The sequence below is a fragment of the Paenibacillus sp. FSL P4-0338 genome, from assembly GCF_038002365.1.
Taxonomy (GTDB): domain Bacteria; phylum Bacillota; class Bacilli; order Paenibacillales; family Paenibacillaceae; genus Paenibacillus_AQ.
In genome coordinates, this window is sequence record NZ_JBBOCG010000001.1 from 3,725,025 (window position 1) to 3,749,114 (window position 24,090).

23 protein-coding genes are annotated in these 24,090 nt (G+C 39.5%); 1 reads left to right on the forward strand and 22 read right to left on the reverse strand.

The features are described from left to right. Nucleotides 1–60: 60 nt before the first annotated feature. The 4 genes from MKZ07_RS16345 to MKZ07_RS16360 form a co-directional block, all read right to left on the reverse strand. A complete protein-coding gene (locus MKZ07_RS16345; RefSeq protein ID WP_341026552.1) occupies nucleotides 61–213 on the reverse strand; it encodes a hypothetical protein in 153 nt (50 codons plus the stop codon). Nucleotides 214–334: 121 nt separating this feature from the next. After that, nucleotides 335–1,693 (reverse strand): helix-turn-helix domain-containing protein, encoded by a 1,359-nt coding sequence (locus MKZ07_RS16350; RefSeq protein ID WP_341026556.1) that lies wholly within the window; start codon nucleotides 1,691–1,693, stop codon nucleotides 335–337. Nucleotides 1,694–2,060: 367 nt separating this feature from the next. Continuing rightward, nucleotides 2,061–3,401, reverse strand: a complete 1,341-nt coding sequence (locus MKZ07_RS16355; protein WP_445670288.1) for a transcriptional regulator — start codon at nucleotides 3,399–3,401, stop codon at nucleotides 2,061–2,063. A 228-nt stretch (nucleotides 3,402–3,629) separates the two neighbouring features. Next, the gene (locus tag MKZ07_RS16360) at nucleotides 3,630–4,556 is read right to left on the reverse strand and encodes a helix-turn-helix transcriptional regulator (protein WP_341026557.1); all 927 of its coding nucleotides are present in this window, start codon (nucleotides 4,554–4,556) and stop codon (nucleotides 3,630–3,632) included. A gap of 213 nt (nucleotides 4,557–4,769) precedes the next feature. On the opposite strand from MKZ07_RS16360, the gene MKZ07_RS16365 reads away from it, so the two are divergent. Further along, nucleotides 4,770–5,456 (forward strand): nuclear transport factor 2 family protein, encoded by a 687-nt coding sequence (locus tag MKZ07_RS16365; RefSeq protein ID WP_341026558.1) that lies wholly within the window; start codon nucleotides 4,770–4,772, stop codon nucleotides 5,454–5,456. A gap of 192 nt (nucleotides 5,457–5,648) precedes the next feature. On the opposite strand, the gene MKZ07_RS16370 is transcribed toward MKZ07_RS16365, so the two are convergent. The 18 genes from MKZ07_RS16370 to MKZ07_RS16455 form a co-directional block, all read right to left on the reverse strand. Next, nucleotides 5,649–6,296, reverse strand: coding sequence for a YdcF family protein (locus MKZ07_RS16370; protein ID WP_341026559.1), 648 nt, complete (start codon nucleotides 6,294–6,296; stop codon nucleotides 5,649–5,651). Between the two features lie 3 nt (nucleotides 6,297–6,299). Further along, entirely contained in the window at nucleotides 6,300–7,295 is a 996-nt protein-coding gene (rfbB, locus tag MKZ07_RS16375) for a dTDP-glucose 4,6-dehydratase (protein ID WP_341026560.1), read from the reverse strand. Between the two features lie 41 nt (nucleotides 7,296–7,336). After that, the gene (rfbC, locus tag MKZ07_RS16380) at nucleotides 7,337–7,897 is read right to left on the reverse strand and encodes a dTDP-4-dehydrorhamnose 3,5-epimerase (RefSeq protein WP_341026562.1); all 561 of its coding nucleotides are present in this window, start codon (nucleotides 7,895–7,897) and stop codon (nucleotides 7,337–7,339) included. 20 nt (nucleotides 7,898–7,917) lie between these two features. Beyond that, on the reverse strand, nucleotides 7,918–8,796 hold the full coding sequence (gene rfbA / locus MKZ07_RS16385; protein ID WP_341026565.1) for a glucose-1-phosphate thymidylyltransferase RfbA: 879 nt from the start codon (nucleotides 8,794–8,796) through the stop codon (nucleotides 7,918–7,920). A 15-nt stretch (nucleotides 8,797–8,811) separates the two neighbouring features. Beyond that, complete coding sequence (locus MKZ07_RS16390) at nucleotides 8,812–10,236, reverse strand: lipopolysaccharide biosynthesis protein (RefSeq protein WP_341026567.1); 1,425 nt, start codon at nucleotides 10,234–10,236, stop codon at nucleotides 8,812–8,814. Between the two features lie 40 nt (nucleotides 10,237–10,276). Then, nucleotides 10,277–11,191: a glycosyltransferase gene (locus MKZ07_RS16395; RefSeq protein WP_341026569.1), complete on the reverse strand. Its 915-nt coding sequence runs from the start codon at nucleotides 11,189–11,191 to the stop codon at nucleotides 10,277–10,279. A gap of 41 nt (nucleotides 11,192–11,232) precedes the next feature. Beyond that, nucleotides 11,233–12,474: an O-antigen polymerase gene (locus tag MKZ07_RS16400; RefSeq protein WP_341026571.1), complete on the reverse strand. Its 1,242-nt coding sequence runs from the start codon at nucleotides 12,472–12,474 to the stop codon at nucleotides 11,233–11,235. Between the two features lie 202 nt (nucleotides 12,475–12,676). Beyond that, the gene (locus tag MKZ07_RS16405; protein WP_341026573.1) at nucleotides 12,677–13,777 is read right to left on the reverse strand and encodes a glycosyltransferase family 1 protein; all 1,101 of its coding nucleotides are present in this window, start codon (nucleotides 13,775–13,777) and stop codon (nucleotides 12,677–12,679) included. A 1-nt stretch (nucleotide 13,778) separates the two neighbouring features. Next, the gene (locus MKZ07_RS16410; protein WP_341026575.1) at nucleotides 13,779–14,753 is read right to left on the reverse strand and encodes an SDR family oxidoreductase; all 975 of its coding nucleotides are present in this window, start codon (nucleotides 14,751–14,753) and stop codon (nucleotides 13,779–13,781) included. A gap of 2 nt (nucleotides 14,754–14,755) precedes the next feature. After that, nucleotides 14,756–16,078: a nucleotide sugar dehydrogenase gene (locus MKZ07_RS16415; protein WP_341026576.1), complete on the reverse strand. Its 1,323-nt coding sequence runs from the start codon at nucleotides 16,076–16,078 to the stop codon at nucleotides 14,756–14,758. A 27-nt stretch (nucleotides 16,079–16,105) separates the two neighbouring features. Beyond that, nucleotides 16,106–17,206: a glycosyltransferase family 4 protein gene (locus MKZ07_RS16420; protein WP_341026578.1), complete on the reverse strand. Its 1,101-nt coding sequence runs from the start codon at nucleotides 17,204–17,206 to the stop codon at nucleotides 16,106–16,108. Further along, complete coding sequence (locus tag MKZ07_RS16425) at nucleotides 17,203–18,345, reverse strand: DegT/DnrJ/EryC1/StrS family aminotransferase (RefSeq protein WP_341026580.1); 1,143 nt, start codon at nucleotides 18,343–18,345, stop codon at nucleotides 17,203–17,205. Before MKZ07_RS16425 ends, MKZ07_RS16420 begins: the two co-directional genes overlap by 4 nt. Nucleotides 18,346–18,363: 18 nt before the next feature. Continuing rightward, nucleotides 18,364–19,002: an acetyltransferase gene (locus MKZ07_RS16430; protein WP_341026582.1), complete on the reverse strand. Its 639-nt coding sequence runs from the start codon at nucleotides 19,000–19,002 to the stop codon at nucleotides 18,364–18,366. Nucleotides 19,003–19,016: 14 nt separating this feature from the next. Next, nucleotides 19,017–20,282, reverse strand: coding sequence for an acetyl-CoA acetyltransferase (locus tag MKZ07_RS16435; RefSeq protein WP_341026584.1), 1,266 nt, complete (start codon nucleotides 20,280–20,282; stop codon nucleotides 19,017–19,019). 20 nt (nucleotides 20,283–20,302) lie between these two features. Next, nucleotides 20,303–21,604, reverse strand: a complete 1,302-nt coding sequence (locus MKZ07_RS16440) for a 3-hydroxyacyl-CoA dehydrogenase family protein (protein WP_341026585.1) — start codon at nucleotides 21,602–21,604, stop codon at nucleotides 20,303–20,305. 31 nt (nucleotides 21,605–21,635) lie between these two features. After that, nucleotides 21,636–22,256, reverse strand: coding sequence for a sugar transferase (locus tag MKZ07_RS16445; protein WP_341026587.1), 621 nt, complete (start codon nucleotides 22,254–22,256; stop codon nucleotides 21,636–21,638). 97 nt (nucleotides 22,257–22,353) lie between these two features. Further along, nucleotides 22,354–23,403, reverse strand: a complete 1,050-nt coding sequence (locus MKZ07_RS16450; protein WP_341026588.1) for a stalk domain-containing protein — start codon at nucleotides 23,401–23,403, stop codon at nucleotides 22,354–22,356. 2 nt (nucleotides 23,404–23,405) lie between these two features. Further along, complete coding sequence (locus tag MKZ07_RS16455) at nucleotides 23,406–24,077, reverse strand: hypothetical protein (protein WP_341026592.1); 672 nt, start codon at nucleotides 24,075–24,077, stop codon at nucleotides 23,406–23,408. Between the last annotated feature and the right edge of the window lie 13 nt (nucleotides 24,078–24,090).

Here is a 24,090-nt window from a genome sequence, read left to right on the forward strand (position 1 = left end):
TCATACACCTGCATCTCAAGGAAAAAAAGGAAAGACGCCGCAAAAAAAAGATGAAGACCCTCAGGTCTCCATCGTGTCACTATCGCCTTTCCGTACCAGCTGCCGCCGCTTCTTCCCCTTCTTGATCCACAGCCGGTCCTGGTCATCCCGGTAGAATCTGATCCCGAACAAGCGCAGCGGTGTCCACACTTCCCTAAAATAATAATTAGGCATGGTCCATTTCTCCCAGACTATAAATAGATTTGCTCCTAATTATAGACCGGGATACCTGGTTTGTTTGTCGCATTGTGGAGGGCAATGGGGAATAGCATTACTTTTTTTGTAAAAAGACACTTTATAGGTATGCTCCAATTTGAACTTTGTATTGTTCGTTCTCTTCTTCATTTGCTTGATTCCGATGCTGCCCAAACAGATCGACACATTTGATTACATTGCTCTCGTTATTGATTCTAGCAGACGATTCCAAACTTTGCAGGATGAATCTAATACCTTCTTTACGCTCATTATGTAAACAATAGGCTGCCATTTCAGCAAGGAATTGAGTGTGTTGGTCCAACATAACCTGCCGATTATAATCGCCAAATTCTGTAGAATACGTCCGGTAAGGAATATAGGAAGCAAATCGCTCCAGAATAGAATCAACATTCCAGTCATAGCGGTTAGCCGACAAGATAATATTGTATAACGCTATAAATATCTCATCTCGTCGATGGGAGATATATTCAACATATTCTGAGAGAACTTCATATTGTCCTGCCATCACTCGATAGAGCAGTCTGTTTGCGGTACCCCATTCCTGAAACTGAGCTACAGTCCGCTTCACTTCTTCATTGTCTTCCTGTATCCAGCTTCCATCCATATAGAGGGACACCCAATCTAATGCTGAATTGTAGTCTCCTAATTCCTCACACACAGTTGAACGGATAAGCTGTGCGTACAGGATGTAGAAGTAAAGGGGTTTCTCGGTTTTTTTCTCGTTACTCTCTCTACGGTCCGACTGACGCTGGAGATTATAACGAAGAGTTGCTAATTGAAGCATCTTCTCTGCGAGTTCATCCACCTTATGCCACCGATTCATTGAACCGTAGACATGACCCAAATGCTTCAACCCATCCAATTGATCTGCTTCATCCAGCCGGTCCAGGTAACATTCGAAGAGATGCGCCGCCTGTAAATTCTTCGTCTGGTCATCACCAATGGCGATACGGAACAGACGGTATTGGCACAACGCTAGTCTCTCGGAATTCTGATACTTCTCACTGACACTCACATTCTTATACAGCAGTTCAGCAGCTTGCCACAGCCCCTCTTGAAACAGTCCTTCAGCCACTTCGAACAGCATGGGGGCGTAGACCAGATTCTCCAGCAGATTCTGAACCACCTGTTCAACGCAATCCAGACGGCCCAGCTCAGCTGAACGTACAAGAAAAGGCCTTAGACGCCGCCAGGTGGGCGACGAGAAAAAGAAACATTCATCCACGTATAAGCTATAGAAATGATCCTCCGGCAGATCCATCGCCTTGGTGATTCGCTCCAGATGGTTCATAGCAATGGGCTGGTGACCACTAAGTATCCTGCTGAGCGTTCCTGAATTAATTCCGGATTGTATGGAGAATTGATGAATAGACATTCTCTTCTGCGACAAATGCAACGCTAATAGATCACGTATCATAGTTCTAGTAGTAGGGACCACGCAAACACCACCTAACTGGAATCCAATATAATTTCTTTTATAGTTGTAATAATATGTCACATTATTCCAATGGTCAATAACGTAGAATGCTGCAGATTAGTCTAATCCGTGAACTACAGGCAAGCGGGTTGCCATTATGGTAAAAAAACAGAGACCCTATTGGTCTCATAGGGTCTCTATCGTTTCGAAATCATATTTGCTTAGCCGCTGTCTCTGCTGTTTCCCAAGCTTTGAAAGCATATCATTGCTGCCCAGTAAGCATCAACCACCATAACCGTGACCCGTAGTTTGAATCAGAGTTTGAGTGCTGATGTTGTTTACCACGGGCTCAATAGTGCCAACAGTTATAATAATTGCGATAGCCAGACTACAGGATGCTAGAAGTTTGAACAATTTTCTTTTCATGTGAATCCTGCACCTCCCTAATTAGAAGTTTGTATTGCTCTTTCTCCTCTTCATCTGCCAGATGCCGATGCTGTTCGAATAGATCAACACATTTGAGGATATTGCTCTCGTTATTGATTCTAGCGGATGATTCCAAACTTTGCAGGATGAAGATGATTCCTTCTTTTCGCTTATTATGTAAATAATAGAATGCCATTTCAGCAAGAAATCTGGCGTATTGGTTGGCTATGATTTGTTTGTTGTGAAGACTGCCATACTCTGCAAGATTTGTCCGGTAAGGAATATAGGAAGCAAAACAATCCAGAATATAATCAACATTCCAGTCATAGCGGTTAGCCGACAAGATAATATTGTATAACGCTATAAATATCTCATCTGGTCGATCGGATATATATTCAACATAGTCAGAGAGCGCCTCATATTTTCCTCCCATCACCCGATAGAGCAGTCTGTTTGCGGTACCCCATTCCTGAAACTGAGCTACGGTCCGTCTCACTTCTTCATTGTCTTCCTGTATCCAATTCCCATCCATATAGAGGGACACCCAATCTAATGCCGAATTGTAGTCTCCTAGTTCCTCGCACACAGTTGAACGGATAAGCTGCGCGTACAGAATATAGAAGTACAGAGGTTCTTCGGTTTTTTTCTCGTTACTCTCTCTACGGTCCGACTGGAGCTGGAGATTATAACGAAGAGTTGCTAATTGCAGCATCTTCTTCGCCAGTTCATCCACCTTATGCCACCGATGCATTGAACCATAGACATGACCCAAATGATTCAACCCGTCCAATTGATCCGCTTCATCCAGCCGGTCCAGGTAACATTCGAAGAGATGCGCCGCCTGTAAATTACGCGCCTGGTCATCACCAATGGCAATACGGAATAGACGGTATTGGCATATCGCAAGTCTCTCGGAATTCTGATACTTCTCACTGACACTCACATTCTTATACAGCAATTCGGCAGCTTGCCACAGCCCCTCTTGAAACAGTCCTTCAGCCACTTCGAACAGCATGGGTGCATAGACCAGATTCTCCAGCAGATTCTGAACCACCTGTTCAACGCAATCCAGACGGCCCAGCTCAGCGGAGCGCACAAGAAAAGGCCGCAGACGCCTCCAGGTGGGTGACGAGAAATAGAAACATTCATCCACGTATAAGCTGTAGAAATGATCCTCCGGCAGATCCATCGCCCGGGTGATTCGCTCCAGATGGTTCATAGCAATGGGCTGCTGACCACTAAGTATCCGGCTGAGCGTTCCTGAATTAATTCCGGATTGTCCGGAGAATTGATGAATAGACATTCCCTTCTGCGACAAATGCAACGCTAGTAGATCGCGAATCATCGTTCTAGTAGTAGGGACCACGCAAACACCACCTAACTGGAATCCAATATAATTTCTTTTATAGTTGTAATAATATGTCACATTATTCCAATGGTCAATAACGTAGACTGCTGCAGATTAGTCTAATCCGTGAACTACAGGCAACCCGTTTGCCATGAGGGCAAAAAAATAGAGACTCTAGTAGTCTCATAAGGCAGGGCCACCCTTTCGATTCAAATTTCCCATCATCACCTCTATCTTGCTCATAACAGCATCTCGTAGACTTTCAGGCTCCATCGCTTCAATAATCGGGCCATAAGAGAGAAAGTAATTTGAAAGCCAATCTCCTTCGGGCATGGATGCAATAACAGTAAAAGATCCATCTTCATGTTTTGTTATTTCTTTTTCACTAAAGTCATCGTATATTCTATACGCTCCCGCCGGAGAGATTTTTAACTGAATATCAATAAATTTCTGAAATTGATTATCTGTCGCTTCAGCCGCAGATTCCACTAATGTCCCTTGCTCAAAAACATCTTCAGTGATTTCGATATTAGCCATACGGGATATTTTGAATGTTCTGTATGTTCTTTTATCATAGCAATACGCTTTCAAATACCATGCCTTATCCTTAAAAATCAACTTAAGCGGCGCAACCCTGCGCAAGCTTTTCACACCTGAGGTATTAAAATATTCGAATATAATAATATGTTTGCTTATAATTGCCATTTTAAGTGCATTGAAATTTTCTTTGTTTCTTTCATCACTTCCCCAGGGTGAGAAGTCCAATTCAATCCAATTCACATCACTCTTTTTGAAAAGGCTGCTTAATCGTGAAAGAATAGTCTCAATTTCCGGATACCGCGCTGCTGATAGATTCTGCAAGGCGAGCAGTATTTCATCCTGTTCTTTTTCAGAAAGTAATGACTTATTTAGTATAAATTTATCAAGAATGACGATTCCGCCGCCTCTGCCTTGATTCGTATAGACAGGAATGCCAGCGCTGCTTAATGTCTCAATATCGCGATATATGGTTCTAACCGATACTTCAAAACGGTCGGCAAGCTCTTTCCCCGTAGTTTCTTTTTTCTCAAGTAAGTAATAAACAATGCCGAAAAGTCTGCTGATCTGCATTCAATCACCTCAATTCAAGTACAGTATATCGTTCTAAACACGACACCATTGTGTCATATTTACATACAACTGGTAATGAAGAATTGGATTAAAGTTATGATCAATATTTATTACTCCAAAACCAGACGGGCTGTTGTCAGGTTTTGTCCTTTATATTAAGAAGTGTAATTGAGCTGCGGCGTTGTCCGCACATTATAAAGGAGAATGATGACTATGATAAACAAAATTCAATTACCCCGACCGGTTGAAGAACATTTTCATGCGACAAATACAGATGATCCCGCGACCTTCCTTTCGATCTTTGCCGAGGATGCCGTTGTTTTTGACGCCGGCAAAGAATATCACGGAAAAACCGCTATCAAAGAGTGGAGCGACCACGACTATTTCGGAGTAGGCTTAAGACTGGACATCAAAAATGTTGTTGAGAATGCCAAGGAGATCGTTGTTACCGCACAATCAGACGGAAATTACGACAAGACTGGACTACCGGACCCCCTCTATTTTGATTTTCATTTTACTGTGGATGGAGATAAGATTACACGCCTGCACAATGTTCTTTCCACTAACAGTAGGGCAATTCCTTTGCCGCAGCCTATTGCAGCCTATTATCATGCCTCAGATATCTGTGACGGCGACCTTCTCGCTAACTGCTTTGCAGAGGATGCCATATTAGTTGACAATGGAGAAGAATATCATGGTCCCGAAGTTATCAGCAACTTTATTGTGAAAGCTAACAGGGACGCTGCGGGTAGGACTGAAATCAACAATTGTGCGGAGAAAAATGACGAAACGGTGGTCACCGCCACTATTTCAGGTAATTTCAAGGGCAGTCCAATTCCGCTGGATTTCCGCTTCAAGCTTAATAACGGGAAAATCAAAGCCTTGAATATCGTAGGGTAAATCAAGAACAAGAGCAAGTTATCGAAAAGATAACCTGCTCTTGTTTGCATAGTAACTTGACATTCCAAATGAATTTACGTACACACAGTAGTCTCATAAGGTCTCTGTCGTCCCGATATCACATTTGCGAAGCCGCTGCCTCCGCCTCCGCTGTTTCCCACGCTTCTCCAACTGCCTGTCCTGGTCCTCCCGTTACCTGCGGAACCAGCGCTTAATCTGCTCCAGCGACCCCTTCGCTTCCGGGCCATTGTAGCCGAAGGCATTGCCAATCATCTTAATATATTCGTTAAAAGTCGTCTCCCGGCTATACCGGTCACTCCACCACGCGTTCGCATTATAGCCCGAGTCCGCACCGATATAAGTCAGCTCAATCCCCGACTTCTTATACACATGATCGAAGATAAACTTCACCCGCCGCATATGAAAATCCGACGACACCACAATCGCCGACTTGAAGCCCTTCTGCTGCATGATCGGGAGCGTGAGCTGCGCGTTCTGGTAGGTACTCTCGGCAGCATCCTCCGTCAGAATAGCGGATTCCGGGATGCCCAAGGAGAGGGCCGTTTCGCGCATGTCACCGGCAGGGCCGGTGATTTCTTTGGAGTTAGAGAGCAGGAGCTGCGGCGCGTAGCCTTCTTGATACAACTTAACCCCTTGCTCCACCCGCCCTCCCCCGCCACTGAGGATGATGATGACGTCTGCTTGCTTCGGCGTCTCAGATACGGGAAGGAAGCGCCCCGCGCACAGGAACAGCAAAAGCATTAACAGAAGGGGCAAGTACAGAAAGAGAATTCTTTTTCTGCGCTTGCCCATCTTGGTCCTAGTTAGGTTACGGCTCATAAGCTAATTCCGGTACTCGCCGCTAAGAATCTGTTCCCACCACTGTGCATTCTCCGTATACCACCGAATGGTCTGGGCGATCCCAGTCTCGAACGTATACGTAGGCTTCCAGCCCAATCTCTCCAGCTTAGCCGGATCAATCGCATAACGTTTATCATGACCCAGCCGGTCGGTAACGAATTCTATCAAATCCTCAGATTTGCCCAAGGTATAAAAAATCGTCTTCACAACCTCAAGATTGGTGCGTTCATTATGCCCGCCTACATTGTATACCTCACCGCTTACGCCCTCATGCAGCACTAGGTCAATCGCAGCACAATGATCCCACACATGCAGCCAATCCCGGATATTCGCGCCATCTCCATAGACAGGAACCTTCTGTTCATTCAGGACCTTAGAGATCGTAAGAGGAATAAGCTTCTCCGGGAAGTGGTACGGGCCATAATTATTAGAGCAACGGGTGATGTTCATCGGCAAGCCGAAGGTCTCATGATACGCACGAACTAACAGATCGGACGACGCTTTGCTTGCACTATAAGGGCTGTTAGGCTGTAGCGGGGTCTCCTCCGTGAAGAATACAGCAGGGTCCCAGTCCAGTTCGCCATACACCTCATCCGTAGACACATGAACGAACTTGGTCACTCCAATCGCACGGGAAGCATCCAGCAGCACCTGGGTTCCCATCACATTCGTACGGACGAATACCGCCGGATCTGTAATAGAGCGGTCCACATGACTCTCGGCTGCGAAATGAACCACATAATCAAATCGCTCCTCTGCAAAAAGTGACTGAATAGCCTCACGGTCCGCAATATCCGCCTGAACGAAGTGATAGTTATCCCGATCCTCAATCTTCTTGTGCTTAGAGAGGTCACCGGCATAGGTCAACAGATCCAGGTTATAGACATCGTAATCGGAGTACTTATCGATCATGTACTGCACGAAGTTCCCACCAATGAAACCGGCACCTCCGGTAACCAGCAATTTCTTTCTATTCATCAATTACACCTCAGAATCATTCAATTGGATTTCGACCTGCTTCAGGGAGTATAGGTAAAATTCAGAACAGCATCTTGCAGCAGCGGAGCCTGCTCGTCTTTGCCGGAGAGAACGGGGGGAACGTGGAGGGGCCACTCAATCCCGATAGCCGGATCATTCCAGAGAATGCCGCCATCACAGTCTGGAGCATACAGCTCATCACACTTATACTGAACTTCAACGTCCTCAGTCAGCGTCATGAAGCCGTGGGCGAACCCTTTGGGAATCAACAACTGCTTCTTATTCTCTGCGCTTAGTTCAACACCGAACCACTTGCCGTAAGCGGGACTGCCTGCTCTGACATCCACAGCCACATCGAAGATGACCCCACGGGTACAACGCACCAGCTTGGTCTGAGCTTTAGGATTGAGCTGATAATGCAGACCACGCAAGGTACCCTTAACCGCAGAATAGGACTGATTGTCCTGGACAAAAGCAATATCGATACCCTGCTCTCTGAACTTCGCATCACTGAACGTCTCCATGAACCATCCCCGGTGGTCCCCGAATACCGCAGGTTCAACTATATACACGCCTGGAAGCGCCGTTTCTGTTAACTTCATATCCTCTACACCTCTACTACTTAATATTGAATTTTCCCGGTAGCCACCTTGATCAGGTACTGGCCGTAGCCCGTCTTGCTTAGCTTCTGCCCGCAACTGAGCAGGTGCTCCTTCGTAATCCATCCGTTAATATATGCAATCTCTTCGAGCGCGGCAATCTTGATCCCTTGATGATCCTCAATCGTCCGGACAAAATTGGTGGCATCCACCAGACTCTGATGAGTTCCCGTATCCAGCCAAGTGAATCCACGGCCCAGGAGTTCGACATCCAGCTCTCCCATTCTAAGATATGCTTCATTAATGGAAGTAATCTCAAGTTCCCCCCGGGAAGAAGGCTGCACGTTCTTGGCAATCTCCACCACACGGTTATCATAGAAGTAGAGACCCGTAATCGCATAATTAGACTTAGGCTGTACCGGCTTCTCTTCCACACTCAGTACCTTGCCTTCATCATTGAACTCCACCACACCGAACCGTTCCGGATCATGGACATGATACCCGAACACCGTCGCCCCCTGCGCCTTCCCGGAAGCACGCTGAAGCATCTTACGAATGCCATTCCCATAATAAATATTATCGCCAAGAATCATAGCCACAGCATCTTCCCCAATGAACGATTCGCCCAAAATAAAAGCCTGAGCCAAACCGTCAGGACTGGGTTGTACTATATATTGTAGAGAGATCCCGAACTGAGAACCATCCCCCAAAAGACTCTCAAACCTCGGAGTATCCTCAGGTGTGGAGATGATAAGGATATCTCGAATTCCGGCCAGCATTAGAGTGGATAACGGGTAATAGATCATAGGCTTGTCGTAAACAGGCAGTAGTTGCTTACTGGTGACCATGGTTAACGGATAGAGCCGGGTGCCGGAGCCACCGGCTAGGATTATGCCTTTCATAAAGACCTCCTTATTCTATGAATTATTCTTTAATAATATCTTCACATTATTAACTGTACTTACAATATCCTTTCGCTTTGCTACTAGATATACTCCATAAGTAAGAGCATATATGAATGCTGCGATCCATGAATTCAAAAACCATCCACAAAGGATAAAAACAAATGTCATAACAACTTCCATAGATATATCTTTTAAAACTGAAATGCCTAGCATTCTTGACAAAATCACCTCTGATAGTATGCACTTAAATGCTATCAAAACTACTATTGTCACTATTGCTACATCTAAATTCTTTAAAATAACCGTGGTTATTAGAGTGATCACAACACTCAATAGTAAAGTAATCACATTTACCTTCAACATTGCTTTTTCTTTTCTTAATGTTTTAAGATACGTATTTATTAACAAAGACATTTTCCCTTCATAAATACACATAGGAAATACAATTGCCATGTACCTTAAACTATCTGCATAATGGGGTAACCAGTTTGATAAAACCCCTTTAAACGGAAAATAAATCATCAAAATCCCTAATAAACAAATCATTAATAATGACCTCAAATTTGTATAAATATTTGGCAACTTATTCTCATCAGTTCTCCGAAGTATGGGAAACATAATTATTCCTATAGTATTTATAAATAGCATTAAAAGATTGGATACGCTTAATGTTAAAGAAACTTTTCCAAATGTAGACACATCCCAAGTTCTTTCAATGCCAAAACGGACAACGCCTATTATCAGCATACTGGCTATAGTTGCAAACATTAGCTTCATACCAACATTTATATTCTCTGCAGTCTCGCGCCAAGTAATATAGAAAGTATGAATTTTACGAAATACAATATCCCTGCAGCAATACATTGCATAAGTGAGGGAAGCCAATTTTCCAATCAAATCAGCAACGATCATTAATTTATAATCTCTAAATCCAAATAGTAAAAAAACCACAATTATAACACAATAAAGTATTCTGTCCATCATTGTGATTTGAGCGTACTCTTTAATTCTGTTAGTTCCTTGCAAAATATATAGCAACATAAATCTCAGGTTCACCGCTAAAAGACAAATAGCTATCATATGAAAAATGAAAATTTTATTTGCATCTGAAACTAATAAATAAGAACCAGTAAATATACTGGCTGCTATTATTAGTTGTAATATAAACAACATATTAAACTGTGAAAAAAAAAGAGATTTGTCAAGATCTTTGTATTCCTTACCTCCAAATCTCAGATAAATACCATCAATCCATCCAAAGTGCAAAAAACCTACATACGAAGAATAAAACAAATATAATTGCCAGTAACCATACTCTCTTACTCCTATCAACTTTGGTATTACCAGAATCATTAGGACTGAAACTATCAACGATACTAGGTTAGATAACAATGCATAAGAGAAATCTTTAAGAAAATTTTTCAGTCTGCTATTCAACTTTTCATCCCCGCATTCTGTACATCCATTGACCCAAATACTAAAATTTAGACAACAAAATTAAAATCTTCAAAAATACAGTTCCTTTAAATGTTTCTCTTTTTAATTGTTGATTTAACAAAGCTTTTAACTTGTAGTATATAGAATTCTTATAGTAAGTAATTTCTTTTAGTATCTCACAATCTTGTGAAGTTATTAGATCTCCATAACCCTCTAAAATCTCCAAAATCATATTTGAATGAAAATTCGCATTAACATTAAATTGTTTTAACTTTATATTAAAAATCTTTAATAAGGACTTCCGAGTTCCAAAAACATTCTCATTATGTTGTCTATAAAGAATATATGAATTAGGGTCATATATAACTACGCCAGTAAATAAAATAATTAGAGGCAACCAAAAATCATGTGCATATTCTTTTTTTGGTTTGTATCTAGTAATTATTTTTTTTGCTTCTGAATTAAATACAATTGTACATCCATGCGCAAAACCTTGCGCCAAAGCTTCGATTTTGCTTTTAGGTAATAAAGATTCTTTACTATGGAGCATTCCAATAAAATTCAACTCATTATCTACCAACTTACAATTAGAACAGTACATAATCGCTTTACTTACATCTGACTTTCTGGTTTTAATTTTATTAGTAGCTACAATTAATTTATTGGCCTCCCAAACATCGTCTTGATCCGCAAAAGCATAATAATCAAAATCGCCGGACATTTCTATTAGTTTCAAAAAGCTTAATTTGTACCCGATGTTATTACCAGTTACAATCTTAAGATTTGGTTGATTCAATGAATAATTTTCAAGAATATCAATAGTATTATCAGTTGAACCATCATCTCTAACTAAGCAATTAACTTCTACTTCTTTTTGACTAAATATACTATCAAGTTGTTCTTTAATATATTTCTGCCCATTATATGAGGATAGCAGAACTAAAACTTTCTCCATTATCTCCCTCAAATCTACAAAAGATATTGATATATCTAAGTTTATTTATCTTCATTTGCATGAAGGTATAGAAATTTTCTTCTTGTGAAAAAAGCAATCCAGAATATTAATTGAATCCATGTTGATAAGATTGAAAAATATTTGTCGTCAAAAAATTGATTTATTAAGGGAAAATATAAAATAGAAAGAACTGCAATAAAAAAGGGGGTTGTTTTCTTATTTATTATAGCTTTTTTATAGATAAACCCATAAGTCATTCCTAATATAACTTGTATTACAAAAGCATAAATCAAACCATAATCTGAAGTATAATAATGAAGGACTGAATAAACATTTGTTATATCACCGTAGACATAAACGTACTCTTGAACAGCTTTTACTGCTGATAGATCATAGCCTAGTCCATTTAACAGTTCGGCAAAAAATCTAAAAGTATTAGCACCATATTTATATTCCCAAGTAGTTTCTATCCATTGAACAAACGCTATCATTGAAGTTGAGAAGTAGACTCTTAATTGTTTCATTATAAATTGCGTGGTGTCGCTTCTATCTTCATAGACATACTTCATATATGCGAATGAAATAAAGGTAACAAGAATTATTAATACAATCAACAACAACATAATTGCAATTTTCTTATTAGAATATTTTTTAATAATTATATTAGAAAAAAATAACGCTAAAACTAACATGAAAATTATCCCTCTATTGCCAGCAGTTAAAGAAAAAAACAAAGCAATAATAAATGAGATTAGAAAATAGTTACGATTTCTTTTAATAGGATTATTAAAAAAAACTATTCCACAAACAACAGAAAAAGATATTATAGCATTTCGTGAATAAGATATTATAATTCCTTCATCAAACATTCCTGTTGTTTTTCCAATACTAAGCGTTTGAAATATATTAAATGAATAATTCCCCGATACATATATTCCAACTTTTAGGAGGAAATAAAAAAACAGAATAATTTCGATCAGGAGAGCTACTCTTATAAAAGATATATTAAAACTCATCTTCTCCTTTAACTGTATTTCAACAGAATGTTCTTTCCTTTTATTCCCGACTATAAAAAAGAAACCCATAGTAAAGCAAAGAAGCGCAACAAAAAAAGATGAATAATAGATACTGCTTAAATTGACAGTATTTCTTCTTAACAGCAACACAAAATACAAGACAGTCCAAATAGAGCTAAGAATAAAGGAAGGAGCAATAATGTCCTTAGACTTCTGCCAAGTAAGTACAGCTAATAATATACAACCGATTATGCTTGCATATACCATTAATCTTATCCTTTCTATCTTTCTAACTTCTCCTGCTGACCCTCAATATTTCACCGCTATGAGGAATGTAATAATTTTTTAGTGTTAAATCACTAATATTTACTATCTCTTATTTAATCTTTGCATATAACAACTAAATTTTTACTCATCAAGTTTCTATTTCATAAATAATTCCACTCTAAAATATTCTACCATCTATAGATCAAAGATTTTTCAGATAAAATTGTTTTATTAACTTAACTTGATCCTTAATGTCATAATTTGATTTAATAATTTCTTCAAACTTATTATTCCTAATAGCATCTTTTGTGGCAATAATTTCATTGATCCAGTAATCCAGACTTTCTTTTAGTGATATGAATTTCACTAAATCTGTAATTAATACTTCATTAGGAAGAGTATCCGAAACTATACATGGCAATCCAGTAGCCTGGGCTTCAATCACAGCAATACCTAATCCTTCATATAAAGAGGGGAACAAAAAAACATCCATCGCATGCAGCAATTCTGGAATATCATTCCTTATTCCTGTTAAGATAACACTATTCATTAGATTTAATTCTTTAATTTTCTTTTCCAATTCTTCTCTTAAATCTCCATCTCCAACGAGCAATAATGCGGAATTAGGATTCAATTCATGAATTTTCTTAAATACATTAAGTATAAAAATATGATTTTTAGGTGCATTAAATCTTCCAATATGACCAATAACAAACTTCCCATTCAAGCCTAATGTATTACGAATAAGCTTTCTAGAGTCCTTGTTAAAAATGTACTTTTCAGAATTAATTGCGTTGTTTATTATATCAAATTTTTCATTTCCAAAAAGCCATTCCCCAGCCGCTCGACTGCAAGCAAATCTATAATCAGTAATATATCTAAGTGGAAGTTGCAATGTATCTTTTACGAAAGCAGAGAATCCAGTACCAGATGAAGTGCTATGGCTATGAATTATTGTCTTTAAACCTTGCTTTTTAGCTAATCTCAAAAAAATACTTGCTGTACTCCTTATATGAGAATGAATAATTCTGTACTCGCTGTGTTCTTCCAAAAATAATTTCCATGATTTTACATAATTAAGGAAATTACGTCCTGAAAATTTCGGGACCTGATATATTCTTCCACCCAATGCTTTAATTTCATCATCATAATAGCCTTTGTCTTCACTATGAACTATAAAATCAAATTGAATCTTTTCCCTATCAATATTACGATAGACATTCATAATAAATGTCTCAGCACCACCGCAGTTCATTATCCCAAACACATGTAGAATTCGTAAAGGGGATTCATGGACGCTCATTTTATATATTCTCCTTATACCAATTTACCGCCAATTCAATACCGGAGTTAAAATCAAATTCCGGATCATATCCTAAAAGTGTCTTTGCTTTAGATATATCGGCATTTGAATGTTTAACATCACCAGCTCGGTCAGGCCCAAAATTAGGTTGAATACTCTTCCCTAATAATTCAGATAACTTATTATACAAATCTATCAAGAACACTCTACCGCCAAATGCAATATTATATACCTGACCGGCAGCCTCCTTAGGAGCAAGCATTCCCTTTAAGTTTGCTTCTATCACGTTCTCAATATAAGTGAAATCTCTTGATTGTCCGCCATCTCCGTTTATAGTAGAGATTTCATCATTTAACAGTGCCTTAACGAATTTAGGAATAACCGCTGCATAATAACCGTGAGGGTCTTGTCTTCTACCGAAGACATTAAAGTATCTAAACCCTACTGTTTCCAGCCCATAAATCTGAGTGTACAATCTCCCGTATTCTTCCCCAACTTTTTTGGTAAGTGCATAGGGAGATAGTACTTTACCAACTCTATCTTCAACCTTAGGAAGGTTCGGTTCGTCACCATACACTGAGGAACTTGAAGCATAGACGAATTTACTCACCTTATTTTGCCTCGCAGCTTCCATCATATTTAATGTACCTTTTATGTTAATTTCCTCATAAAGAAGTGGCATTTCAATACTTCTCGGGACACTTCCCCAAGATGCTTGGTGTGAAACAAAATCGACCCCTTTGCAAGCTTGCATGCAAGTATCTAGATCTCTAATATCTCCTTCAAGTAGTTCAAACAAAGGGTTTTCTAAGAAAGGAGCTATATTTTCTCTTTTTCCTGTAGAAAAATTATCTAAGCACCTTACAGAGTACCCCAATTTTAAAATAGCTTCGCACAAATTAGAACCAATAAATCCTGCTCCGCCAGTAATCAAAAATTTACTATCTATAGGAAACTCTAATCCTTTATAGCTCATTCTTATAATCTCCAATATCTATAATTTGATTTTTCTGTTTCTCCTCGATCTAATATAGCTTTAACATCAATAATTATTTTTTTGCTATTATCTACTTTCTTAAATAGGATATCCAAATCATTTAAGTTCATATTCAAAAACTCTTTATGAGATACTGCTAAAATAATCACATCAAGATTATTAATTTTCTTAATATCTGAGAAGGTCACTCCATATTCATGTTCTGCTTCTACAGTATCAGCTACAGGATCATAAATAAGTGGTTCTATCTTGTATTCTCTTAACTCATTAATAATATCAATCACCTTACTGTTTCTAGTATCTGGACAATCTTCTTTAAATGTAAATCCTAATACTGCAACTTTTGCATCGTGAATGGAAAGGTCTGCCTGAATAAGATTTTTAACAACATTCTCAGCAACATATTTCCCCATCCCATCATTTATTCTTCTTCCTGAAAGAATGATCTGTGAGTGATAGCCAACTTCTTCTGCCTTATATGTTAAATAATATGGATCTACACCTATACAGTGTCCACCTACTAGCCCAGGCTTGAAGTCTAGGAAGTTCCATTTAGTCTTTGCCGCTCTCAGCACTGATTGAGTATCAATCCCCAACTTATTGAAAATAATCGATAGTTCATTCATAAATGCTATATTTATATCTCTTTGAGAGTTTTCTATTACTTTTGCAGCCTCAGCAACCTTGATGCTCTCTGCTTGATATACTCCTGCAGTTATGACCATGCTATATATCTTTGAAATCTGTTCTAATGATTCTTCGTCCATTCCTGCTACAACTTTAATAATTGTTTCAAGCCTATGTAATTTGTCTCCAGGGTTAATTCTTTCGGGAGAATAGCCTACTTTAAAGTCTACTCCACATTTCAACCCCGAGTATTCTTCTAGAATCGGAACACAAATATCCTCAGTAACCCCAGGAAAAACTGTTGATTCAAAAACAATGATCGAATTAGCAGTCAGATTTCTTCCTAAAGTCTTACTCGCAGATATAATTGGCGTGAGATCAGGTGTCTTATCTTTATTTATAGGTGTAGGAACAGCAACTATATGAAACTTAGCATTCTGTAAGTGAATTTCCTCAGATGTAAAGTAGGCTGTGGTATTTTGTATTTCTTCATTACCTACTTCTTTGGTAACGTCAATGCCCTTGTTGTACTCTTCTACTTTACTCTTAGAAATATCAAAACCAATAACGTCAGCCGCTTTGGCAAAGGCAATTGCTAAAGGCATTCCTACATACCCTAGCCCGATAATAGATATTTTTTGTTCCTTTCTGGATATCTGTTCATAAAGAGTCGTCATGGTCATCCTCCAAAACTTTATTTATTTTTAAATCTCCAAAATATTCATAACACTCTTATTAACCTTATTAACTTCATACTTCTCTTTACATATTTCAAGACTTTTTCCTGCTTTTTTTATAAGATCATCATTATGTTCTATAAGAAATACCATTGCTTTCACTAGGCTATTAACATCTTTAACCGGAACCAAAAATCCATTCACACCATGAATCACTGTTTCCCTACACCCTGGAGCATCTGTGGTAATAATGGCCCTTCCCATAGCCATAGCTTCTAGAACAGTTCTTGGCGTACCTTCTCTATAAGAGGGTAATACAAATACTGAAGCCGCTTCTATGAACGGCCTAACATCCTTAGCCTCACCCAAATAATTAACAGTTTTTGAATCAATAAAGGGTTGTATGGCTTCGTGGCTTAATGAATTAGGGTTAGTATCAAAAGGTCCCACTAGTGAAAAATTAATTTGAGGATAAGATTGCTTTACGATTTCAGCAGCTCTTAAATATTCCATTACACCCTTATCTTTAATAATTCTGCATATCATTAAAAAATTCGTCTCCTGAGGCAAAGGTACAGCACTAAAATAGTCCATATTCACGCCAGAGCCATTAATAAGAGCAGTCTTGCTTTTATCAACTAATTGTTGTGATACGAATTCATTTAAGTCATCAGGATTTTGAAACAGTACTCTTTTACAACTCTTCAAAGCAATTTGGTAGAGAGTCTTACTAATGCTTCTAATGATTGCTGCTTTTTTCCCACGAGCTATAAAAACATACCCTAGCCCAGTGAGCATAGCATGAATATTTTTGACACCTGCCAATCGGGCAGCAATTGATCCAAAAATAACAGGTTTAATAGTATAACTAAAAACCAAGTCTGGTCTTTCGGATTTAATAAATTTGTAAATTTTAAATATTAATGCGAGGTCATTCAAGGGATTGGTCCCTGTTCTTACAAGTGGAAGTTGAGCAAATCTAGCTCCTAATTCTGCTAATGGCTCTTCATATCCGCTTTCAGGTCCTACTGCTATAACTTCATATCCCTTGGCAACCATTGCCTTGATTAAATCTCCACGGAAATTCAAAAGCGATGGAGTGTAACCAGAAATTATTATAATTTTCATCGCAATACCAATTTAAAGGTCTCTTTAATTACTGAGACAACCCTTTTAATATCATCAACGGTCATTCCTGTACCTGAAGGAAGACAAATCCCCGTCTCAAATAATTCATCAGATATAGAATCCTTATGGCTAAAGAACTCATAATCTTTAAAAAGTGGCTGCAAATGCATAGGCTTCCATACAGGCCGAGCTTCAATATTTTCCTTTTCAATTTCATTAAGAATATCATCTCTTAAGTTGCTTTCATTTGTTGTTAAAGTCAATACTGTCAACCAATTGTTCGGCTCATATCCTGTTAAATTAGGCATAAATTCCACTGGATAATTAGTTAACAATTCCTTGTATCTTGTATTAACCAGCTTTCTTTTTTCCACTATGTTGTCCAACTCTAATAGCTGCCCCCGCCCAATCCCAGCACAAATATTAGACATCCGGTAATTATATCCTACCTCTTTATGCTCATAATGCTTCGCCGGCTCTCTAGACTGTGTCGCCCAGAATCGCATCTTCTGAATAGCCTCTTCGTCATTAGAAACGATCATTCCACCGCCAGAGGTAGTGATAATCTTGTTCCCGTTAAATGAAAAGATACCAATGTGACCAAATGAGCCGCATTTCTTCCCTTTATACGAAGCTCCAAGGGCTTCTGCAGCATCTTCAATGACAGGTACACCATAATGCTCACAGATCGGAAGTAATGCATCATAATCTGCGCTTTGACCATATAAATCTACTATAATAACTGCCTTTGGCATTTTATTTTCATTTTTGGCCCACTCGAATGCTTTCTCTAAAGCTATGGGTGACATGTTCCAAGTTTCCGGTTCGGAATCAATGAATACTGGATTCGCATACTGGTAAAGAATCGGATTACAGCTTCCTGCAAAAGTTAAATCTGAACAGAACACATAATCACCAGGACCTACACCAAAGTATTTCAGTGCCAGGTGAATTCCTGCTGTCCCCGATGACAAGGCAAGCCCATGCTCCATGCCAACATAGTCGCAAATCTCTTCTTCGAACTTATCAACGTTAGTACCTAAAGGAGCAATCCAGTTACTATCGAATGCCTCCTGTATGTATTTCATTTCATTTCCACTCATATGCGGTGGGGATAGGAAAATTCTATTATTAGACATTTCATCGTCACCTTTACTTTAGTTAAACTTTATTGGTTTAGCTGGTGAACCTACCGCAGTACAGTTTGCTGGTAAATTTCTCACTACTACTGCACCTGCTCCTACAATCGTTCTGTCTTCAACATTTATACCCTGTATGACCTGACTTCCCGTTCCCAGTTCCACATAACTCTTAAGATGTGTATTACCAGAAAGATTAACACTAGGATAAAGTGTGCAAAAATCATTAATAGTAGCGTCATGTCCAACTGTGCAATCCAAATTCACAATAACATGTTTCCCAATCGAAATATTTACTGTCAAAATAGACCCGGCGCAAATAATACTTCCCTCTCCAACTTCGACCCACTTTGACATTATGACAGAAGGATCAATCAATGTTGCGAAACTAACTGTTGAGTATATCGAAACTTCAGCAATCACTTTACTTCTAATTTCAGGATTGCCTATAGTGCACACAACAGAAACTGGAGATTGTCTTGAACTTAACCATTCCATTCCGCCAAGTACAGGAACACCGTTCAAACTTTCACCTTTATGAGCTGGATCTATAAATCCAACAAGATTCCATACTTTCTCAACTTTATTAATATTGTCAACGAGCCAAGCAACTTCCCTTCCAAACCCACCCGCTCCAATAAGTACAAGATCCTTCATAATATTCTCACCTCTTAATCTCTACCTACTATGAATGTGTAGTTAGTTGTTGCTGATCCTCCAATGTTTAACATCATGGCATTTTTAGCATTTTCAACTTGACATTCATCTGCTTTGTTTGAAGTTTGTTTATATAAATCTAACAACATCCTAATACCCGACGCCCCTACGGGATGTCCACCACCAATAAGTCCACCGCTTGGGTTTACGGGCTTATTCCCATTAAATGATATCAAACCTGACTCTATTGCTTCGTATTCTCTTCCAGGTTCCGTTAGCCCTAAACATGATAAGGTAGCATATTCACTGGATGTAAAGCAGTCATGGACCTCGAACAAGTCCATATCATTAACATGCAAACCCGATTTCTTATATGCTTCTTCTACAGCTGTTCTTGTCCACTTCAAGATATACGGATCATTTATACTATCAATAATTTTAGCATCAAAGGTTAGAGGAGCATTTCTATGTCCCCACCCTTTAATATATGGAAGTTCCTCTATTAGATAATTATTTCTTTTGCAATAACTCCGAGCATACTCCTCCGAAGCAAGAAATACCATTGCGGCACCATCTGTTGTTTGAGAACAATCACTAACAGCTAGCCGTCCTCCTACGAGAGGATTTGTACCAGTCTTTCTCTCATTTGCTTGTGCTCTGCTCATAAACCAATTTCTTGTTTGAGCTTTAGTATTTCTTTTTGCATTAGAATAATTAATATAAGATATCTCAGCCAGATTACTCATATAACGATTCGCATTAAGATTGTATTTTTCAATAGTAGCATCCGCTAATTTACTAAAAAGATTCGGAAATGGGAAGTCTACTCCTGCTGCTTCCTTCTCATAATAAGCCGCACTTCCAAGAAAAGTGCCACTTAACTTACTATCAACTGTCTTCATCATTTCAATTCCCACAACAATAGCCAAATCAAACTGTTGGCTTAGAATTTTAGCCATGCCTGCATCAATAGCAGTTGAGCCTGACGCACATGCTGCTTCATAACGCGCAGAAGGAATTCCATTAAACGCCTCATTAACTTCTGTAAGAAAAGCCCCTAGATGTCCTTGAGATAAATAGTTTTCTGCTGCAAAATTACCTACAAAGGCACCTACTTTATTTTCTTTATTAAGTCTACTAATCTCTTCATATGAAATATTAGATAAACGGAAAGCATCTTCTATAACCTCACGAAACATACCTACAAGAGATTTGCCCTCTTTACTCCAATTACGTTCAAAATCGCTCTGCTCTCCACCCAGTATATATACTTTTTTCATCACTGCCCCCAAATCAATACTCAAAATTTAGCTCTTAAGTACCTTCTAAAATCCATATTAGATTTCTGAATATTAATATTGCTAAATGGTTCGATAAATGATGTAAGTCTACTATCTTTACTCATATGGTCAATTACAACTTCTTTCCCACCAAATAATTGTAAAAGTGCTAATGGTGGCACCCAATTGAAGCCATATGCCATTACAGTATCTGCATCATGTATACTTCCAGCAATTTCATCAGCTACAAGAACTGAGTAAGTAATATATTTCTGTAGAAAATATCTGCATATGCGAGCTTCTTCCGAGTCATTATTAATAAGAATTTTAATTGCCTCATCATATTTAGACTCTTTTATTGCAGCAACCATTTTTTCAACAAAATAAAAGGAATATTGAATTTGAGAACGATAACTGTCAGATTGAATGTCATACACATAGATATGTTTTTTACCCGTACTATCTCTCTCAAGCTTATATAACCCCTGACCGCATTTCCTCCCTAACTTTTTTTCACATATGAGTGTGTTCATGTAATCAGGTAATTGAAAAGATTCATTGTAGCAATCAGAAGTATTATTGTAGAGATTGTCAGTAATTGCTTTATACACGTCCAGTCCAATAAAATCGACTGTCACAAGTGGCGGCATGCCTCTTCCTGTGAAAGGTCCGAGTATAGCGTCAATATAATCAATTCCACCCCTGTCTTGATACAACTCCGCAAATTGAAGTGCTTCATTCATGAACTGAAACCCCACCCGGTTCGCTAGAAAGGCCGGCGCATCTTTTAATACAACTACTTTTCTAAACAATACTTTTTCAAGATAATCCTTCAATAAATATGTGATTTCCTTATCGGACTGATTACTTGGAATTAGTTCACACAGCGGCAAACTATACGGAGGATTGAAGAAATGAGTAACAAAATATAAAGATTGTCCCTCCATATCAAAGCTTTCCTTTAGCCTTTCAATAGAAAGACCTGATGTACCTGTACTCACAATTGTCCCAGGCTTTCTATGTCGGGAAATAGTAGAGTTAACAGACTCTTTCACTGTATAATCCTCAGCTACAGATTCAAATATCCAATCAGATTCAACAATACATTGCGCCAAATCATCAAAAGTCTTCGGTATTAAATGTCCCCTAATCGAATCTGCTCGTACTGACTTAATAGCCTTTTCTATTCCTTCTAAAGACTTATTGATAGTTCTGCTGACCATGTATACTTTAACATTACCGAATGAAGCAAATATTCCAGCCACCGCTGCTCCCATAGAACCATTTGCTCCTATAACAGTAACCGTGTTAATAGTTATCATAATATCCTCCATAAAAGGCCTATTTGCAGCACTACAAGCTTCGTTCCCTTATAGAAGATAATGAGGACATTGTAGTAGCATCTGTATTGTTAATTCCCGTTCTTCTAATAACATTAAGTATTGTTTTAATGACAGTTTTTAAATCTAATTGAGCACTGATATGATCAACATACCAGATATCTAATTTAAACTTTTCATCCCACGTAATTGCATTTCGACCATTAACTTGAGCCCATCCGGATATCCCAGGGGTAACATCATGCCTACGAAGTTCCTCAGCCGAATAGTAGTCCAGGTATTCTACAAGGAGTGGCCTTGGTCCAATGAAGCTCATATCCCCCTTAAGAATGTTAAACAGTTGGGGCAGTTCGTCAATACTCGTCTTACGCAAAAAAGAACCTACCTTAGTCATTCTTTGAATATCGGGCAAAAGCTCTCCGTGCTCATCCGTCTCTAGAGACATTGTCCTAAACTTGTAAACCGTAAAGATTTTGCAGTTTTTTCCCGGGCGTTTTTGCTTAAATAAAGCAGGCCCCTTAGAGCTAATTTTCACAGCTATAATAGCTGCTATCATAAAGGGCGAGCTTAGTACAATAAGCACACATGCAATGAGCCAATCAACAACCCTTTTTACTACTAAGTATGGCCTCATTCACTATCAACCTCTGTTTTCAGATATTGAAAATAGCGGATGTTAACCCGCCATCTTCTCGACAATGTCTCTTCTTTGTTAAAGCTATTCAACGCTATTATTTTCCCATACCCTCAGCCGCAGCTCTTCCTTTATCCAGTTCAGCCTCAAATGCCGCTCTATACTGAGCAATAATAGCTGTGCTATATCCATTAGTGTTTAGTTTTTGTTCAGCGTCAGCGATTATACTGTTAAATGAGGCTTTAAAAGAAGCTAGTTGCTCTATCCCTTTTGCCTTAATACTTTGCTGTGTTGCAGCATCTGTAGCACTCATATATTCAAAGGCGATCCCTAACAATGTAGATGTACTCTGCGCCTGTAACGCGCTCAGCTTCGCCTCAGTCTCACTAGTGATACTCTCATAAGAAACCTTACCAGACCCTGTTCCTCCCGCTCCTGAACCGCCTGCTGCTCCACCTGGTTCAGCCGCTGGGGTTGCTGCTGGTGCCGGGGTTGCACTTGCAGATGGGCTAGGTCCCTTGTCAGTTGGTTTCGCAGAAGCCGTATCTTCTTCGTAGTTCTTGGAATTTGCTGTTATGGTCTTTGTTTTCGAATTCCAGCTAATGGAATTTCCTGCAGATTCCGATAAGAATCTTAGAGGGACATAGATCGAGCCGTTCAGTAGATAACTGGACTGACCTGCGGGCAATGCCTTCGTGCTCCCGCTAAATACATAACTTGCATTAACGTTGTTCAGGGTAATATTCTTGGCTGCAAAAGATGGACTGGAAGTCGCATTCATCAGGTATTCCTTAATGACTACCATCTCTGCACTGCTTGGCTCAGCTACGGTTACCTTCAGGTTCTTGGCATCCCAGCTTACGCTCTTCTGCAGAGCATACGACATGAAGCGCAAAGGGACATAGGTGGTGTTATTGTACATGAACACATGTTGTCCGGCTGGCGGCTGTAGTGCTACACCATCGAATAGCAGGGTTACATCTACATTCTGTACTTTGATAGAATTGGATGCTTTGATAGGAGCGGCTGTTGCAGTGGCTACAGGAGTAGCTGCTGCTACAGTAACCGGAGCCGATGCTATCAGGGGCTCACAGCCCATTAAGGCTACGCTCAGAAGTGCTGCAGCTGGAATCTTGATCTTGAACATGCCTATTCACTTCCTTTTTCTTGGGCTTTGAGCTTTTCTTCTTCAGCCAGAATCTGATCCTGTGTCTTCCCTTGGCTGACGCCGTACTTCTTAGCAATCTGAGCTAATTCATTGTATTGCTCCTCTGAGACCTTGCCGAGGATAATGCTACGGGCTTCCCGCTTCTCCTCAGTTGTTAGTCCGCCTTGGGCTAACTCTTGCAATCTCTTAATATCTGATACACTGAGCTGCTTGGCTAAGATGCCTGCCACATTCGCTTTATCTGTGATCGTTACGTTCTCTTGAACTTCCTTGGCCTTGTCCGTTGAAATATGGGCTAATCCATCCACACCCGCAGGTGTTGGAGCAGGAGTGCTGGCAGGCTTGTCAGTACTTACCGGCTTCTCCGTGCCGGGATCAACGGCATTACCGGATGCAGGTGTACTATCTGGTGCAGCGCTTGAAGCCGGATCAGCGGAAGCTGCCGGCTCCGCAGACGGGTCGCTATCTGCTACCACAGGCTCAATCACTTGTCCCTGAGGGACACTGGGCGTATTGCCAGCTTCCACATCGAAGCCGCCTGCCATTGAGTTCATCAGTTTATCGACAGCATAATTGGCCGCGAATAACCCGCTGGCACCTAACACCACGACGACCGACAGCGTCCAGATCAAACCTTTTTTCCATCTTTTCACTTCAGGTACCTCC

Coding starts and splice junctions, on each gene's coding strand:
- MKZ07_RS16345 (WP_341026552.1), bottom strand. CDS start 213: ATGCCTAATTATTATTTTAGGGAAGTGTGGACACCGCTGCGCTTGTTC.
- MKZ07_RS16355 (WP_445670288.1), bottom strand. CDS start 3,401: ATGTCTATTCATCAATTCTCCGGACAATCCGGAATTAATTCAGGAACG.
- MKZ07_RS16360 (WP_341026557.1), bottom strand. CDS start 4,556: ATGCAGATCAGCAGACTTTTCGGCATTGTTTATTACTTACTTGAGAAA.
- MKZ07_RS16365 (WP_341026558.1), top strand. CDS start 4,770: ATGATAAACAAAATTCAATTACCCCGACCGGTTGAAGAACATTTTCAT.
- MKZ07_RS16370 (WP_341026559.1), bottom strand. CDS start 6,296: ATGAGCCGTAACCTAACTAGGACCAAGATGGGCAAGCGCAGAAAAAGA.
- rfbB (WP_341026560.1), bottom strand. CDS start 7,295: ATGAATAGAAAGAAATTGCTGGTTACCGGAGGTGCCGGTTTCATTGGT.
- rfbC (WP_341026562.1), bottom strand. CDS start 7,897: ATGAAGTTAACAGAAACGGCGCTTCCAGGCGTGTATATAGTTGAACCT.
- rfbA (WP_341026565.1), bottom strand. CDS start 8,796: ATGAAAGGCATAATCCTAGCCGGTGGCTCCGGCACCCGGCTCTATCCG.
- MKZ07_RS16395 (WP_341026569.1), bottom strand. CDS start 11,191: ATGGAGAAAGTTTTAGTTCTGCTATCCTCATATAATGGGCAGAAATAT.
- MKZ07_RS16400 (WP_341026571.1), bottom strand. CDS start 12,474: ATGGTATATGCAAGCATAATCGGTTGTATATTATTAGCTGTACTTACT.
- MKZ07_RS16405 (WP_341026573.1), bottom strand. CDS start 13,777: ATGAGCGTCCATGAATCCCCTTTACGAATTCTACATGTGTTTGGGATA.
- MKZ07_RS16410 (WP_341026575.1), bottom strand. CDS start 14,753: ATGAGCTATAAAGGATTAGAGTTTCCTATAGATAGTAAATTTTTGATT.
- MKZ07_RS16415 (WP_341026576.1), bottom strand. CDS start 16,078: ATGACGACTCTTTATGAACAGATATCCAGAAAGGAACAAAAAATATCT.
- MKZ07_RS16420 (WP_341026578.1), bottom strand. CDS start 17,206: ATGAAAATTATAATAATTTCTGGTTACACTCCATCGCTTTTGAATTTC.
- MKZ07_RS16425 (WP_341026580.1), bottom strand. CDS start 18,345: ATGTCTAATAATAGAATTTTCCTATCCCCACCGCATATGAGTGGAAAT.
- MKZ07_RS16430 (WP_341026582.1), bottom strand. CDS start 19,002: ATGAAGGATCTTGTACTTATTGGAGCGGGTGGGTTTGGAAGGGAAGTT.
- MKZ07_RS16435 (WP_341026584.1), bottom strand. CDS start 20,282: ATGAAAAAAGTATATATACTGGGTGGAGAGCAGAGCGATTTTGAACGT.
- MKZ07_RS16440 (WP_341026585.1), bottom strand. CDS start 21,604: ATGATAACTATTAACACGGTTACTGTTATAGGAGCAAATGGTTCTATG.
- MKZ07_RS16445 (WP_341026587.1), bottom strand. CDS start 22,256: ATGAGGCCATACTTAGTAGTAAAAAGGGTTGTTGATTGGCTCATTGCA.
- MKZ07_RS16450 (WP_341026588.1), bottom strand. CDS start 23,403: ATGTTCAAGATCAAGATTCCAGCTGCAGCACTTCTGAGCGTAGCCTTA.